The 15,663-nt window shown below is 57.8% G+C and carries 14 protein-coding genes; 7 read left to right on the top strand and 7 right to left on the bottom strand.

From position 1 onward, the window contains the following. The first annotated feature begins 7 nt into the window (after positions 1 to 7). From AC2FIB_RS12410 to AC2FIB_RS12395, 4 genes are read left to right on the top strand one after another with little or no spacing between them, the layout of a single operon-like run. Positions 8 to 469, top strand: coding sequence for a hypothetical protein (locus AC2FIB_RS12410; RefSeq protein WP_496735047.1), 462 nt, complete (start codon positions 8 to 10; stop codon positions 467 to 469). Beyond that, positions 466 to 1,041: a MotE family protein gene (locus AC2FIB_RS12405; RefSeq protein WP_496735049.1), complete on the top strand. Its 576-nt coding sequence runs from the start codon at positions 466 to 468 to the stop codon at positions 1,039 to 1,041. Before AC2FIB_RS12410 ends, AC2FIB_RS12405 begins: the two co-directional genes overlap by 4 nt. Positions 1,042 to 1,087: 46 nt before the next feature. Beyond that, complete coding sequence (motA, locus tag AC2FIB_RS12400) at positions 1,088 to 1,957, top strand: flagellar motor stator protein MotA (protein WP_496735051.1); 870 nt, start codon at positions 1,088 to 1,090, stop codon at positions 1,955 to 1,957. Next, entirely contained in the window at positions 1,954 to 4,092 is a 2,139-nt protein-coding gene (locus AC2FIB_RS12395) for a hypothetical protein (RefSeq protein ID WP_496735053.1), read from the top strand. Before motA ends, AC2FIB_RS12395 begins: the two co-directional genes overlap by 4 nt. A gap of 87 nt (positions 4,093 to 4,179) precedes the next feature. Here the strand turns inward: AC2FIB_RS12395 and AC2FIB_RS12390 are convergent, their stop codons facing one another. The 3 genes from AC2FIB_RS12390 to betB form a co-directional block, all read right to left on the bottom strand. Continuing rightward, complete coding sequence (locus tag AC2FIB_RS12390) at positions 4,180 to 5,523, bottom strand: MmgE/PrpD family protein (protein WP_496735055.1); 1,344 nt, start codon at positions 5,521 to 5,523, stop codon at positions 4,180 to 4,182. Further along, positions 5,520 to 7,964, bottom strand: coding sequence for a GcvT family protein (locus tag AC2FIB_RS12385; RefSeq protein ID WP_496735057.1), 2,445 nt, complete (start codon positions 7,962 to 7,964; stop codon positions 5,520 to 5,522). The genes AC2FIB_RS12390 and AC2FIB_RS12385 overlap by 4 nt, the downstream gene beginning before the upstream one ends. A 129-nt stretch (positions 7,965 to 8,093) precedes the next feature. Further along, entirely contained in the window at positions 8,094 to 9,548 is a 1,455-nt protein-coding gene (gene betB / locus AC2FIB_RS12380; protein WP_496842189.1) for a betaine-aldehyde dehydrogenase, read from the bottom strand. 164 nt (positions 9,549 to 9,712) lie between these two features. On the opposite strand from betB, the gene AC2FIB_RS12375 reads away from it, so the two are divergent. Beyond that, positions 9,713 to 10,042 carry a hypothetical protein gene (locus tag AC2FIB_RS12375; RefSeq protein WP_496735060.1) on the top strand — a complete coding sequence of 110 codons (330 nt, stop codon included), beginning with the start codon at positions 9,713 to 9,715 and terminating at the stop codon, positions 10,040 to 10,042. A 7-nt stretch (positions 10,043 to 10,049) separates the two neighbouring features. On the opposite strand, the gene AC2FIB_RS12370 is transcribed toward AC2FIB_RS12375, so the two are convergent. Both AC2FIB_RS12370 and trhO read right to left on the bottom strand, forming a co-directional pair. Continuing rightward, positions 10,050 to 10,550, bottom strand: a complete 501-nt coding sequence (locus AC2FIB_RS12370) for a potassium channel family protein (RefSeq protein WP_058275022.1) — start codon at positions 10,548 to 10,550, stop codon at positions 10,050 to 10,052. 76 nt (positions 10,551 to 10,626) lie between these two features. Then, the gene (gene trhO, locus AC2FIB_RS12365) at positions 10,627 to 11,532 is read right to left on the bottom strand and encodes an oxygen-dependent tRNA uridine(34) hydroxylase TrhO (RefSeq protein WP_496735061.1); all 906 of its coding nucleotides are present in this window, start codon (positions 11,530 to 11,532) and stop codon (positions 10,627 to 10,629) included. Positions 11,533 to 11,629: 97 nt separating this feature from the next. On the opposite strand from trhO, the gene pncA reads away from it, so the two are divergent. Next, complete coding sequence (gene pncA, locus AC2FIB_RS12360; RefSeq protein WP_496735063.1) at positions 11,630 to 12,223, top strand: bifunctional nicotinamidase/pyrazinamidase; 594 nt, start codon at positions 11,630 to 11,632, stop codon at positions 12,221 to 12,223. Here the strand turns inward: pncA and AC2FIB_RS12355 are convergent. Beyond that, positions 12,220 to 12,744, bottom strand: coding sequence for a hypothetical protein (locus tag AC2FIB_RS12355; RefSeq protein WP_496735064.1), 525 nt, complete (start codon positions 12,742 to 12,744; stop codon positions 12,220 to 12,222). The two genes, pncA and AC2FIB_RS12355, sit on opposite strands and share 4 nt — an antisense overlap. Positions 12,745 to 12,909: 165 nt before the next feature. On the opposite strand from AC2FIB_RS12355, the gene pncB reads away from it, so the two are divergent. Continuing rightward, positions 12,910 to 14,202 carry a nicotinate phosphoribosyltransferase gene (gene pncB, locus AC2FIB_RS12350; RefSeq protein WP_496735066.1) on the top strand — a complete coding sequence of 431 codons (1,293 nt, stop codon included), beginning with the start codon at positions 12,910 to 12,912 and terminating at the stop codon, positions 14,200 to 14,202. Positions 14,203 to 14,205: 3 nt separating this feature from the next. Here the strand turns inward: pncB and AC2FIB_RS12345 are convergent, their stop codons facing one another. Further along, the gene (locus AC2FIB_RS12345; protein ID WP_496735068.1) at positions 14,206 to 15,657 is read right to left on the bottom strand and encodes an aldehyde dehydrogenase family protein; all 1,452 of its coding nucleotides are present in this window, start codon (positions 15,655 to 15,657) and stop codon (positions 14,206 to 14,208) included. Positions 15,658 to 15,663: the final 6 nt, after the last annotated feature.

Here is a 15,663-nt window from a genome sequence, read left to right as displayed (position 1 = left end):
GGCGAAGTTGGAGCTGATTGCAGATATTTTGCTGGTCGCAGGTGCCATAGGTGCGGGTCTTTATTGTTTCGTCCTGTCCAAGCGGTTGAAACGCTTTACCGACCTTGAAAAAGGCGTCGGTGGTGCGGTGGCCGTGCTGTCTTCGCAAGCGGAAGAGTTGAAAAAGTCACTGGAGGCCGCGCGGGAAGCCTCGGATCAGTCTGGCGTCGTTCTTAAGGAACTGACCGAGCGCGCCGAAACAGTGGCGCAGCGGCTTGAGTTGATGATGGCCTCGATGCATGACGTCGTGCCGGACGATGAAGAGGCAACCGAGATCCCTACACCAGAGCCTGAGCCGGTTGTTTCTGAAGAACAGTCCCAAGCCAACTCAGTGCCCGTCATTGAAGAAGACGCGCCAGCCGAGACTCAGGTCAAACGTCCGGGTGGCTTGATGTTCCTGCGTCACAGCCGCAGCGAGGCCACGACATGAGGCGGAAGCGGGCAGAAAACCGTCCCAAAGGCGGCGTTCTTGCGGTGATCGCGATGCTTATGATCGGTTCCGCCGCGATCAGAATAGGATTCGAGGCCGGGCCCGCGCTGGCTAAAGGATCCGATCCCGCCCCATCGCTGGCGAGGAGCAGCCAAGCCGAACAGCCCGGTGCGCAAGAATTGTTGACTGAATTGCTACGCCGCGAAGACGCGCTCAAGAAACGAGAGGCCGCGTTACAAGACAAAGAAAAGGCGCTGGATATCGCGGATCAGGCGATTGAAACGCGCCTGGCTGCCTTGCAGGAGGCAGAAGAATCGCTGCGACAGACACTGGCCTTAGCCGAAAAAGCCGCCGAGACCGATCTGACGCGCCTGACGGATGTGTATCAGAGCATGAAACCCAAGGACGCAGCCGCCCTGTTCGAAACCATGGACCCCGGCTTTGCGGCTGGCTTTCTGTCGCGGATGCCGCCTGATTCCGCCGCAGGTGTTCTGGCCGGTCTCAACCCCGAAGCCGCCTATACGATCAGCGTGATCATGGCCGGTCGCAATGCTGCGGCTCCGCAGGAGTAGCGCACATGTTTTTTACCCCCGCATCTGACTTTGCAGGAGACCACCCATGATCGGAATCATCGGAATCGTCGTCATTTTCGCCATGGTGTTTGGTGGATATCTTGCCGCCGGTGGCAAGATGACGATCATTTTGAAATCGCTCCCGTTCGAGATGATGATGATCGGCGGCGCCGCCGTTGGCGCATTCATGATCAGCAACGACTTGAGCGCCGTCAAACATACGATCAAGGACATGGGTAAAGTGTTCAAGGGCCCCAAATGGAAACCCGAAGATTACCGCGATCTGCTGTGCCTTTTATTTTCTCTGATCCGCATTGCCAAGGCCACCCCGGTCGAGGTGGAACAGCATATCGAAGACCCCGAGAACTCGACCCTATTCTCAGCCTATCCGAAGATTCAGAAGGACAAGGAAGCTGTCGATCTGATCTGCGACACGATGCGATCCGCGTCGATGAATTACGACGATCCACATCAAGTTGAAGAAGTGCTGGAAAAACGGATGGAGACCAATTTTTACCACGCCATGCATTCCAGCCACGCGTTACAAACCGTCGCCGATGGTTTGCCCGCACTTGGGATCGTGGCCGCCGTTTTGGGCGTAATCAAAACGATGGGGTCTATCGACCAGCCGCCCGAAGTACTGGGCAAACTGATCGGAGGCGCTTTGGTCGGGACGTTCCTGGGCGTGTTTCTCGCCTATGGCCTGGTTGGCCCGTTCGCTGGCAAGCTGAAAGCGGTAGTCGAAGAGGACAACCATTTTTACCAGTTGATCAAAGAGGTTCTGGTCGCCAACCTGCACAACCACAACGCAGCCATGTGCATTGAAGTTGGCCGCCAGAACACGCCGACGCATAACCGCCCAGCATTTTCTGAGCTGGAAGATGCGTTGAAGGAACTCAAACAGGCAGCGGCATGATCCGGACAGTTTTACTTGCTTTGGCGCTAACCGCCGCGGCAGCGCAAGTTCAAGCACAAGATGTGCAGGTGCGCTCGGGCGAACATGAAGGGTATACGCGGCTGGTCGCACAGGTTCCGCCGGGCACTAAATGGGCGCTGTCGCACAAGAAAAATGGTGCGCGTCTGAGTGTCAAACTGGAAAAGGTGAACTTTGACACAGCAGCCGTGTTCCAGCGTCTGACGCAAAACCGCTTGGCCGCGATCTCTCAGTCAGAGCCGGGTGCCGCGCTGGATATGCAATTTGGTTGCGACTGTGTTGCCAATGCCTTTCTGTTCAAGGGCACGATGATCGTGGTGGATATTGCACCAGGCTCGGCGCTGCCCCAAATCAGCGCTGATATACCGTCGCCTGTTTTGCCCAAAGCGTCCAAAGAGAAAGACCCGTTGGTTGGGCAAAATTTGCAGAGTCTCGAATTGCCACTGCTAAACCTGAACGCACAGCGCTTTGAAGAACAGCTCTCTACCCTGCTGCTGCGCGGATCTGACCGGGAAGTCGTTGATTTGAGGCTTGCTCCGGTTGGACCAAGGCTGTCAGTCCCCAAGAACGATCCCTTTAGCCCCTCAGACCTTAATGCCAATATTCATGTGACATCCGTTCTGGACGGCTTGAATGAACTTTTAGGACCATCCCTGCCGCAGCTTGAACAACGCCCACCCTGCATCTCAAGCGCTGAGCTTGGGTTTGACCGTTGGTCTGGGGCAACTCCCTTTCCGGAACAGGTGGCTTCGTTGCGCGCCGCCCTGTTCAAAGAATTCGATCGTCTTGACGAAGAAAAAGCGCTGAAGCTTGCGCAGCTATACGCCTATTCCGGGTTCGGCGCAGAGGCTATTCGGACGCTTGAATTGCTTGGGCAGCATTCGCCGGACACAGATCGGGTTGCCTCTATAGCCCGGTACCTTGATGGCGGACAGCCGTCCCATCCGAACCCATTTACCAGTCTTCAGCGGTGTGAAAGCGACGCCGCACTTTGGGCTCTTTTGATCGAAGGAGTGCTGCAGGAAGAGGCCCATTTGCAATCGATCGAACAGTCTTTTGCGCGCTTGCCCGCCCATCTGCGCCGTCATGTTGGGCCGACATTGGCGGAAATTCTGACAGATGCTGGGAAACTTGAACCAGCAAGGCGCGTGTTGCGCGCAGTCGACCGCGTTGCGACTGAGGACAGCGCCGATACGTCCCAAGCCAAGGCCAAGGTCGCGGCTGCCGAAGGCGACGGCCCGAAGTCAGAAGCTCTGTTGAACGAGATCATCGCCGCGTCGAGTGCAGAGTTGGAGGCACCGCTTGCGCTTGCGCGACTGGTCGACAAGCGATGGTCGGAACGTGGGGCAATATCTCCGCAAGAACTTGATCTTGCGGCCTCTTACGTCGTGGAGTTTCGCCGGTCTGAAATCGGGCCGCGCATGCTGCAAACACAGATCGTTGCGTTAAGCTTAAGCCATGAGTTCGACATGGCGATGGATCTTCTGAGCGCCCAAGATACACAGGCCAATGCCATCGAAACGTTGAACCGCGTCGCCCAAATCCTGACCGAACGCGCCGACGACGCGACATTTCTAAGGCTTGTGGTGACCCTGACGCCCGAGCAGAAACTGGAGCTATTCACAGACACAAGCGTGGGATTGGCTGAGCGCTTGGTCACCCTAGGTTTTGCGGACGCGGCGCTGGAACTGGCCAGTCGGTCACAGGACAAGGCCCGGCGCGCAGAAAGGGCACGGTTACGTGCGCGCGCCGCCTTACTGCAACGCCGACCACATCAAGCGATGTTGGAACTGGTCGACGATCCATCAGACGCGGCCCAGCTTTTGCGAGGGCAAGCATTGCAGATGACGGATGATTACGTGGCAGCTGGTCAGCTTTTGCGTACTGTGGGTGAGGATGGAAAAGCCGATCGGTTCTTTTGGTTGGCCGATCATCCGGAAACAGTCGCGCACGAACGCGACACAAAGTTCCTCGCAGTTCAGCAAACAACGCGGCTCCTGTCCGTGCCGCCAATACGAATGCAGGACAAACCCTTAGCTGACGCGAAGGGCTTGTTGGATGACAGCGCAAAAACACGCCAGCACATTCTGGATTTGTTTGCGAAAGTGGACCAATAGCGGATTAGGTCGGCGCCACCTGCATTCACGGTTTGTCTTTCAATAGGTGCCCACTGAGCGTCGGCCCGCAGCCCGCATCGGCCGCTTTTACGGATCAAAGACCAACGGCATCAGGTCCGACAATCTGGATGTAGGCTCGACCCAACCCAATATGGCCGCGCGGATCGCGTCGGCGCGGTCTGAACCGACAATTGGCGCGGCAAACTCGGTGTACTTGGCGATCACATCTCCTCTGCTGAGCGGGGCCTCCGGCCCGCCGCGCGCGTGAGTGTCGCCGGATTCGAACACACGCCCATCGGTCGATTTCAAGGTGACATCGGCCCACCGCCCTTGCGGGAAGCGTGCACTGTGGCGTGCATCTTCCAGAACGTGAATACGCGACACCAACTCTGCCGCCGCCGGATCAGACAGACCCGCACCCGAGATATGTTCGACCCCTATCCGGCCATGGATCGCCTGAACCGCCACAGCAAAAGGCAGAGAATATTGGGCCTGAGACGTGGTATCAGGCATCCCGCCATACAGGCAGGCCGCTTCTTGAAAACTGTTGATATGGATGGATCGGATCTGGTCGTGGGCTAGGTCATTCTCCATCATCACAGCCCGAACGCAATCAATTGCCGCATGAGCCCAGCGACATATCGGATAAGGTTTTACGTATTGGTGTTCGACCTGCCAGAACTGACCTAAATCATCCCAAAACGACGCAACATCAGCATCTTCGATTGTGATGGCCGGGGCGCCCGTGAAACCACGTTCGGCCAGAATCGCAGATGATATGCCAACCATCGCGCCCCAACCCGATCCATCATGCAGCATCGTCGGATTCGCAATCTCGCGCATCATCTGGCTTCGGGGGCCGTGGTATTCCGCGATTCCCAATGCTTGTCGAAACTGGTCGGGCGTATGCTTGCGCATGCGCGCGGCCATGGCCACCACACCCAGTGCGTTCCACGCGCCGGACGTGTGATAATCGCTGACCGATGCGTGCAGCGACAGCCCCGCACGCCCCGCAATTTCATATCCTGTGACGACGGCAGCCAGGGCTTCGGGACCGGACAAGTCAGGGCAATGCGCACCAAGTGAAACCAACGCAGGCAGGACGACGACACCGATATGCCCCTTAGTCGGGTTGTAGCCGTCATGCCCGTCCAAATTGTCGGTTTGTGTGGCTGCTGCGTAGGCAGCGCCCGCCATGCTGATGGGGCGGCCATCAAACATCATCGGAACGCTGAATGCCGCATCAGTGCTTGCGTAGAGTAGCGCGGCAGTATCGCGCGCGATCACGCCGGCCTCCATCGGGCCAGAGGCGATCAGTATGCCCATTGTGTCGAGCATCATCAGGGCGGCGGCCTCTTTCGCGCCGTCAGGCATCTCGTGCGCTGAAAGGTTCAGGGCAAAATCCGTGACCCGATCAAGCGTGCCGGTCATTTGGCTGCCTCCATCACCTTGGGTTGGACATCGCGCAGCTTGTGCCCCGATGGATCAAAGGGCGGTTCGACCAAAACTCTGGCTTTATGCGGTTTACCGAGGATGAAGATTTCCACCATTTCCCCCGGCTGTACGACCGCCGGATTCGCATAGCCGATGGCCAGGGACTTGCCGACTGAATAGCCATAGGCCCCTGACGTCACACGTCCGACCGGTGCGCCATCTGGTGTAAAGATAGGTTCGCCACCGGACGCGTCGGCATCCGTCGCCTCGACCTCAAAAATCGACAGAACCTCGCGCGCGGCGTTGTCCTTGATCTGGACATAGGCGTCTTTGTGCAGGAAGTCCTTGTCCAGCTTGATCAGACCTGCCAGCCCGACCTCCTGCGGCCAGTATTCCTGAGAATACTCGCGGCCCCAGGAGCCATAGCCCTTCTCGATCCGCAGTGATCCCAACGCGCGGCCGCCCACTGGACCACCGTCGCACTCGTTCGCAGTCTTAATAAGCGCCGAATAGAGCATGATCTGATCTTCTTCCGCGCAGTGCAACTCCCACCCCAGATCGCCGGTAAAGCTGACGCGGATGGCAAGGCAGGTGACGCCGGCCACCTCGATCGTAGCCGAGCGCATGAAGCGGAACTCCTCGTTCGTCAAATCCGCATTGGTCAGCCGCTGCAGCAGGTCACGCGATTTGGGCCCTGCGACGTTGAAGCCCGCAATCCGGTCCGTCGCCACCTCGAACGTGGTGCCTTCGGGCAGGTCGATCATGTTGAAGAACCGCTGATGATAGCGCTCGGCCATACCCGAGCCGATCATCATGTATTCGTCCTCGGCCACCTTGGTGATGGTAAAGTCGCCGGCCACACCCCCGCGCACCGAGATCAGCGGCGTGAGGCAGGACCGCCCGACCACGGTCGGCACCCGGTTGGCAACCAGCTTGTCCAGCCACTCATTGGCACCCGGCCCCTTGATGACGTAGTTGGCGAAGTTCGAAATGTCGATCACGCCGACGCTCTCGCGCAGCATTTTCACCTCGCGGCCCACCGGGTCCCACCAGTTCTGGCGGGTAAAGCCGATCGTTTCTTCCGTGTCGGGCTGATCGGCAAACCACAGCGGATGCTCCCAGCCGCAGTTCAGACCAAAGACGCAGCCCATGTCTTTTTGCATCTCATACGCCGGGCGCACGCGGGCCGGGCGGCCAGCGCTGCGTTCCTCGTTTGGGAAATGGATGGCGAAACGGTGAGTATACTGGTCCTCAACCCGCGCCTTGGTGAATTTCTTGTCCGCCCAGTCGCCAAATCGGGCTAGGTCCCATGCGAACATGTCGTATTGAGGCTCACCCTCGATCATCCACTGCGCCGCCAGCAACCCCAGCCCGCCCGATTGCGAGAAGCCAGGGATCAGGCCCCCACAGAGGAAATAGTTCTTCAATTCCGGCACCGGGCCCCAAAGGGCGGAACTGTCCGGGGACCAGATCATAGGCCCGTTGATCACCCGTTTCACGCCAGCCGTCGCCGCGGCGGGCACACGCTCGGTTGCGCGGATCACGTTGTCCATAATCCGGTCCAGATCGTCGGGGAACAGATCATGGGCGAAGTCCAGCGGCGTACCGTCTTCGGCCCAGAACTTCATGTCCTTCTCATAGGCACCTATCAGCAGCCCGTTGCCTTCCTGCCGGAAATAGTACTCGCCATCCCGATCCGCAATCGAGGGCAGGCGGCGGCCCAGATTGGCGACTTCGTCGATGGATTCGGTTACGAAATACTGGTGTTCGGTTGGCTGCAACGGCAGCGTCAGTCCAGCCAGCGCCGCCACTTCACGCCCCCAAAGCCCTGCGGCATTCACCACCCACTGAGTATGGATGTCACCCTTTTCCGTGCGCACGATCCAGGACCCATCGGGCTGTTGTTCGGTGCCTAATACTGGGCAAAACCGCTCAATCGTCGCGCCCATCGCGCGCGCGCCCGCAGCATAAGCATGCGGTACGCCTGAGGGATCGACGTTTCCGCCGTCAGGTTCGTACATGATGCAGCGGATATCGTCGAATTGTGCCAGAGGGTGCAGTTCCTTCGCCTGCTCCCGGCTTACCTCGTGGAAATTCAGCCCATAGAATCGAGCCTTGGCCTCTTGCAAACGCAACTGGTGCTCGCGCTCTTCTGTCTGCGCCAGATAGAGGGAACCGGGCTGGAACACTCCGCAGCTCTGGCCGGTTTCCTGCTCCAGCTCTTTATACAAGTTCATCGTGTAATGCTGGATGCGGGTGATATTGTTATTGTCGTGCAGCCCGTGGATATTGGCCGCTGCGTGCCAGGTTGATCCGCTGGTCAGTTCATCCCGTTCAAGCAGGACAACGTCCCGCCAACCAAGCTTGGCCAAATGGTACAGGATCGAACAGCCAGCCAATCCTCCGCCGATGACTACGGCCTGTGCATGCGTTTTCATGAACTTGATCTCCCACCGACGGAACCGAAAACGGCTCCCTTTGGAGGAAGTCAGCCACATGTCGTATGTGGCTTATGCTCTGTTCCCGACGCGAAATGTCGGGAACAGATCTTGATTGGCCGGTTTTGATTAGTAAGGCGCTTCGACGTCGTTCATCGAAACATAGACTGTCTTCATCTCGCTGAAGTGATTGATCGCCAGTTTCGAGTTTTCGCGCCCGACACCCGACATTTTGGATCCACCGAACGGGGCCTCGACCGGAGCCAGATTATAGGTGTTGATATAGCAGGTGCCCGCCTCGAACCCGGCCACGATGCGGTGCGCGCGCGTCAGGTTGTTGGTGAAGACACCGGCGGCCAGACCAAACTCGGTGTCGTTGGCGCGGGCCAACACCTCTTCTTCGGTATCAAAATCCAGCACGGACATCACCGGGCCGAAGATTTCCTCGCGCGCGATGGCCATATCGTCCGCCACATCCGCAAACACAGTGGGCTGCATGTAGAAGCCGTCACCGTCGATCCGCTCACCACCAAATACCAGACGTGCACCTTCGGCTTTGCCCTTTTCAACATAGCTCAGCGCGATGTTCATCTGATTTTCACTGACCATCGGGCCAAAGTTGACGTCCTCATCCAGCGGATCACCGATTTTTGCAGTCGCCAAACGTTCAGAGAGGCGCTTGAGGAATGCCTCTTTGACGCCTTTCTGCACAAAGACACGGGTGCCGTTCGAACAGACCTGACCCGAGGAATAGAAGTTGCCCAGGATCGCACCGGACACGGCGTTTTCAATATCCGCGTCATCGAACACAATCATCGGGGACTTGCCGCCCAGTTCCATCGTCACGTGCTTCATGCCGTCGGCGGCCGCGGCATAGACCTTGCGACCGGTCGGCACGGACCCGGTTAGCGAAACCTTGGCCACGCGCGGATCCGTCACAAGCGATGCGCCAACATCGCCATAGCCCTGAACCACGTTATAGACGCCCTTAGGCGCGCCCGCCTCGATCAAGATCTCGGCCACCTGCAGCGCCGACAGGGGCGTGGTCTCGGACGGCTTGAAGACCATCGTGTTGCCACAGGCCAGTGCCGGGGCCCCTTTCCAGCAAGCGATCTGTGTCGGGTAGTTCCATGCGCCGATACCGACGCAAACGCCCAGCGCCTCGCGGACGGTGTAGACAAAGTCTCCGCCGCCCAGCGGGATATGCTCACCCGTCAGTGACGCAGCCAGCCCCCCAAAGTACTCCAGCGCGTCCGCACCTGATGTGGCGTCGGCCACCAAGGTTTCCTGCAAGGGTTTACCGGTGTCGTGGGTTTCGAGGATCGAAAGCGCGCGATTGCGGTCACGCATGATGTCAGATGCCCGTCTCAGGATGCGCCCACGCTCGGTCCCGGACATTGCCGCCCACTCTGCCTGAGCGTTTTTAGCGCTTGTTAGAGCCTGATTCATAATTTCCGGCGTGGCAGAGTGCAGCCGGGCGATGATTTCACCGGTGGCCGGGTAGATCACGTCGATAGGGGCGCCGTTGGTATCTTCAACATATGCGCCGTTGATGAAATGGCTCGCTTTGGGCTGAAACTTCATGCCGATTTCCTTCTCAGAAGTCCTTTCTTTCGCGTTTATATTTTATTGATTGACCAGTCAATAAAAGCAATTCACGGCGGACTCCCGCTGATGTGAATCGGCTCCCTCTTGAATAATAAGCTTAATGTTCCATTTATGTTCTACATAGTCAGAGGAACAATCCGATGTCTTACCACTCCCGCAACCCGGCCATGGATGGCCCATCGAACGACTATCACCTGTTGCCCGTCACAGACCGGCAAATGCGATACGCTCGTGCAATTGCCCAGCAGTCGGCCTTGGAAATCCCGGTCGAGGCACAACGGGATCGCAAGTCGATGTCTGCCTGGATTTCGGCGCACAAACCAATCGACCCTTCGCGCTTTGCGGACTATCCATCCGGCAAGCAGGTTGCCTTTGCTGAACGCATTTCCCGTAGCAAGCGCAGGCCTATCCCGTCCGAGTGTTTCCGCGACAGACAGATGATGTCCCGCTGGATTGATCAGAACAAATAGTGGCCGTCTAATGTTTATGGTGGCGGGTATAGAGCGCAACCGTAGCAGCAACAAACATACCCAAGAGGATGTAGCCGGTAACAGCCTCAGCGACGGCCAGCCCGCGACATAAACCTGTTGGGATCATGTCGCCATATCCCACAGTGGTGAAGGTGACGTATGAAAAATACAGGAAATCGGCTGGAGCATCTGCACCGACCACGCAATTGTCGGCGTAGCCGAAAGCGCCATACGCCGCCGCGAACAAGAACGGCACGACCTGAATGAAGGACACACCCATCAGAAACAAGCGTCGATGCGGCAGTTTCACCTGTGTCATGTAGTACCAGGATTGCGATGCGACCCAAACCACCAGGCAGACCGACACAATAGTACCAATGGTTTCGCCTGCGGCCGCCTCACTCAGGCGCGACAGACCATACCACGCGAAAAAACTGGCAATAACCAGTCCAACCGCTGCGATAAGCGTCGATTTCCACTCTTCCAGTGTTGTAGGTTCGCGGTGCATAAAACTTCCGATGGCCTAGGTATCTCCGCGATCATCAGGGTTCCGGCCTGTACCCGCAACCTTAATCATTCACCTGTCATTCAGCGCCCAGGTGCTCTTGCCCGCGCTGACGCGACAACAGGATCTGTTTCTGACGTTCCCTGAAACGCGTCTTGTCCGCATCCGAAGTCTCATTGATGCACCGATGGCAGGACACGCCGTGCTCGTATTCCGCGCGCTTCATATCCTCGGGCAGAATCGGGCGGCGGCAGCCGTGGCACAGGTTGTGCGGTCCTTCGACCAACCCATGTCCAACCGACACGCGATTGTCGAACACAAAGCACTCGCCCTGCCAGGTGCTGTCATCGGCGGGCATCTCTTCGAGATACCGCAGGATGCCGCCTTTCAGGTGGTACACATCCTCGACCCCCTGCCCCAGCAGGTAATTGGTGGATTTCTCACAACGGATACCGCCGGTGCAGAACATGGCGACCCGCTTGTTGTGAAAGCGGTCTTTGTTTTCTTCCCACCAGGCCGGGAAATCACGGAAACTGGCTGTTTCAGGGTCTACTGCGCCCTCAAACGTACCAATCGCCACCTCGTAGTCATTGCGTGTGTCGATCACGACCACATCGTCAGACCGGATCAGATCGTTCCAGTCCTCGGGCTCGACATAATTGCCGACACGGGCACGCGGATCGACGTCCGGCTGGCCCATGGTCACGATCTCTTTTTTCAGACGCACCTTCATTTTGCCAAAGGGCGGATGATCGGATGTGGCCTCTTTCCACTCAAGATCCGCACAACCGGGCAGAGCCTTGATGTGGGCCAGCACCACATCGATCCCACTACGCGGGCCGGCGATGGTTCCGTTGATCCCCTCGGCAGCCAGCAACAAGGTGCCCTTGACTGATTGCGCGCGGCATAGGTCCAGCAGCGGGTCGCGCAGGGACACGTGATCCGAAAAACGGGTGAAGTGATAGAGAGCAGCGATCGTATACATGCGCGCGGTCTAAACCTGCTGGACAAGAGTCGCAAGAGACCGGATTGACGCCCCCCGCCCTGCCCCCTACCGATAGGACAATGCGAGGAGATTCCCGATGGCCCATGCCCTAATTGTAATCGACGTTCAGAACGATTTCTGCCCCGGTGGTGCGCTGGCGGTGCCCGGAGGTCACGAGATCGTGGACCCCATCAACGCTATAATGGCAGAGTTCGACGCCGTGATCCTGACGCAGGATTGGCACCCGGCGGGACATTCGTCCTTTGCCAGCGAGCACGACGGCAAAGCCCTCTTGGACATGACCGAAATGCATTATGGGCCGCAGGTCTTGTGGCCGGATCACTGTGTGCAGGGCACCGACGGTGCGGAATTCCATCCGGATCTGAATACCCATGCTGACCTTGTCATTCGCAAAGGCTTTCGGCGCAGCATCGATAGCTATTCCGCATTTTTCGAGAACGACCAAAAGACTCCGACCGGCTTGGAAGGTTACTTGAAATCACGTGGCATCACCAAACTGACCCTGGTTGGGCTGGCCACAGATTTCTGTGTTCATTTTTCAGCCGTTGACGCGGCCCGGCTGGGTTTTGACGTCACGGTCCGAATGGACGCATGTCGGGCGATTGACCTCGATGGGTCGCTGGCGGCCGCAGAAACGGCCATGCGAGCGGCTGGTGTGACGCTCGCCTAAGGTGTTGCCCCGGCAGCAGCGAGATATCTGAGAACGGCAAACAAAATCACCGCCAGACCCAGAGCAAAGCCAATCCGTCCGTGGATCGAGCGCCGCTCCGGTGTCGCGGGTGATTTATAGCGTGGATTCGGCGTCCAATCGGCAACTTGTCGGCGTTGACCGACGCGCGGCTTCGCGGTCTTTACATCATACAGGAATTGATGAAAATCGAACTCGCCGCAATATTCGCCCCTGATCCCAGCTGTCCGAATATTAGTGAACAACGCGCGCAAAATCCGTTCGCGTTCGGCCACATCTCCACCGGCGAAATACCCGTGCGACATGCCACTGTCGGTTGCATCCAGATCGAACCCAGCATTTTGGAAAATCTTGCGAATCTTAGGTGACGCCGCCCTGAGCGCGTCAGCCGTTTTCACTTTACGGAATCGGGCACGCGCGACGGACATGTCCAATCGCTCAGAACCGGCGTCATCTTCCAATTCTTCGTTAACAACAATGTCAAAATCGTACTCGAGAACCATTCACCAAACTAACCTCGTTCAACCATCCCTCTCTTTTCACTAAACTGTGAAAAGATCACACAATATGCTCGCAATGTGACCTGACCTTGTCATTGTCATCATTCTAGCGACTCTTGCCATTCCACGCACCGATTGATCTAACAACGGAAATCGCAGGAGTTCCCCATGGTCGATATTGCGACACGCGTGTACAATCATAAATGGAAGATTGACCCGATTGTGCGGTCTTTGATCGACACGGACTTCTACAAACTGCTGATGTGCCAGTCAGTGTTTCGAAATAAGCCCCAAACGGATGTGGCTTTTTCGCTGATCAACCGGTCGAATCACATCCCATTGGCCAAACTTATTGATGAAGGCGAGTTGCGCGAGCAATTGGATCATATCCGGTCGCTTAGCCTCAGCCGGGGCGAAAGCACGTGGCTACGAGGCAATACATTCTACGGCAAACGCCAGATGTTCCGTTCGGATTTCATGGAATGGTTCGAAAACATGCGCCTGCCGCCCTATCACCTGGAACGGAAGGGCGATCAGTACGAGCTGACCTTTGAGGGCAAATGGCACGAGGTCATGCTGTGGGAAATCCCAGCGCTTGCGGTTCTGATGGAACTGCGCTCGCGCGCGGTGCTGAACAACATGCGGCGGTTCGAGCTGCAAGTGCTATATGCCCAGGCCATGACCCGCGTTTGGAAGAAGATCGAGCAACTGCGGGATATTGACGGGCTTGGGATCGCTGACTTCGGAACCCGGCGTCGACACAGCTTTCTTTGGCAGGATTGGTGCGTGCAGGCCATGATCGAGGGTCTGGGACCGTCCTTTACTGGTACATCTAACTGTCTGATCGCCATGCGGCGCGAAGTTGAGGCCATCGGCACCAACGCGCATGAACTGCCGATGGTCTACAGTGCCCTTGCCAAAGACGATGCCGAACTGGCGCAAGCGCCTTATGACGTGCTGAGCGACTGGCACGAAGAACATGACGGCAATCTGCGCATCATTCTGCCGGACACCTATGGCACGCAGGGCTTTCTGGATCGCGCACCCGATTGGCTGGCCGGATGGACCGGCATTCGCATCGACAGCGGTGATCCCGCAACAGGCGCGGAAACCGCTATCAAGTGGTGGCAGTCTCGAGGAGAAGACCCCCTGGAAAAGCGTGTGATTTTCTCGGATGGTCTGGATGTCGACAAAATTCGGGAACTGCACACTCAATTCGCCCACAGAACTAAAGTCTCGTTCGGGTGGGGCACTTTGCTGACCAACGACTTCCGCGGACTCGTTCCAAACGACGCGTTGGCGCCGTTCTCACTGGTTTGCAAGGCTGTGTCCGCCAACGGCCAGCCGACCGTGAAACTGTCGGACAACCCGGAAAAGGCGATGGGTCCGAAAGATCAGATCGAACGCTACAAACGAGTGTTCGGCGTCGGGGCGCAAGAGGCAATCGAGGTAATCGTTTAGGCTCTAACCATGGTAAGCCGCGACCGTTTTCAATTGTGAAAACCCATAGAGGGCCTCAAACCCTTTCTCGCGGCCGTGTCCGGATTTTCCGACACCACCAAAGGGTAGCTCTACGCCGCCACCTGCACCGTAGTTGTTGATGAACACCTGACCTGAGCGAAGTTGCTTTGCCAGCCGCATCTGTCGTGCCCCGTCGCGGGTCCAGATGCTGGCGACCAACCCGTATTCGGTGCTGTTGGCGATCTTTATCGCGTCTTCCTCCGTGTCGAATGGGATCAGTACCTGGACCGGGCCGAAAATCTCATCCTTGGCCAGACCGTGATCGGGCGGAACGTCCGCAAACAGCGTCGGTACAACATAGGCCCCCTCAGACGGGGCACCGTCTACTATCCGACCTTGCCCTGCGACAGTCAGGTCTGCGCCCTTGGCCAGAAAGCCCGACACGATCTCTTTTTGACGGCCCGATATTAGCGGGCCAACGCGCAGATCATCCTGCGCAGGTCCAACGGTCAAATCTGCATAAGCCGCTGCCATACGTTGCTTGACCTGATCATAAACCCCGCGCTGTACCAAAATGCGTGACGAGGCAGAGCAGGTTTGCCCGGCATTCTGAACCCCCGCATTGACCAGAAACGGCAGAGCGGCATCCAGATCGGCATCGTCAAACACCAGTTGAGGTGACTTCCCCCCAAGCTCCAGCGTCACAGGAACCACGTTTTGCCCCGCTGCCTGCTGCACCAGCGCCCCAGTAGCGACTGACCCGGTGAACGAGACATGGTGCACGCCCGCATGGCCCGACAAAGCCGCCCCCGCCTCAGCCCCCAACCCGGGTACGACGTTCAGGGCACCGGCGGGTAAACCGGCCTCTTGCGCCAGATGCGCAAAAGCCAGCGCGGTCAGGCAAGCTTCTTCCGCAGGTTTCAGAACGCAGGCATTGCCCATCGCCAGTGCAGCCCCAACCGACCGCCCAATGATCTGCATCGGATAGTTCCACGGCACAATATGCCCCGTCACGCCGTGCGGTTCCCGTAAAGTATAGACGGTGTAGCCATCCAGATACGGGATGGTCTCGCCCATGACCTTGTCCGCGGCCCCACCATAGAATTCGCAATACCGTGCCAACGCAACCGCATCCGCGCGTGCCTGCGTCAGGGGCTTGCCGACATCCATGGCCTCTAGCGTGGCCAGGTCCTCGACACGCTCCAAAACCATCCTTCCCATACGCGTAAGGGTACGGCCTCGCTCCAGCGCAGTCTTTCGTCCCCAATCCCCGTCAATCGCAGTCTGAGCCGCCCTGACCGCAGCATCAACATCATGCGCGCCACCCCTTGCGATCTGGCAGATCTCTGAACCGTCAGAAGGATTGATCAAAGGCAATGTTTGTTCTGAGGCTGGCGGCACCCAATTGCCGCCGATCAGACACAGGCTTGGATCAAACCAAAGGGGGCTGGACATGAGATA

This window comes from Ruegeria sp. YTSA072 (assembly GCF_059610285.1).
This window is presented reverse-complemented; position numbering and strand designations above follow the sequence as displayed.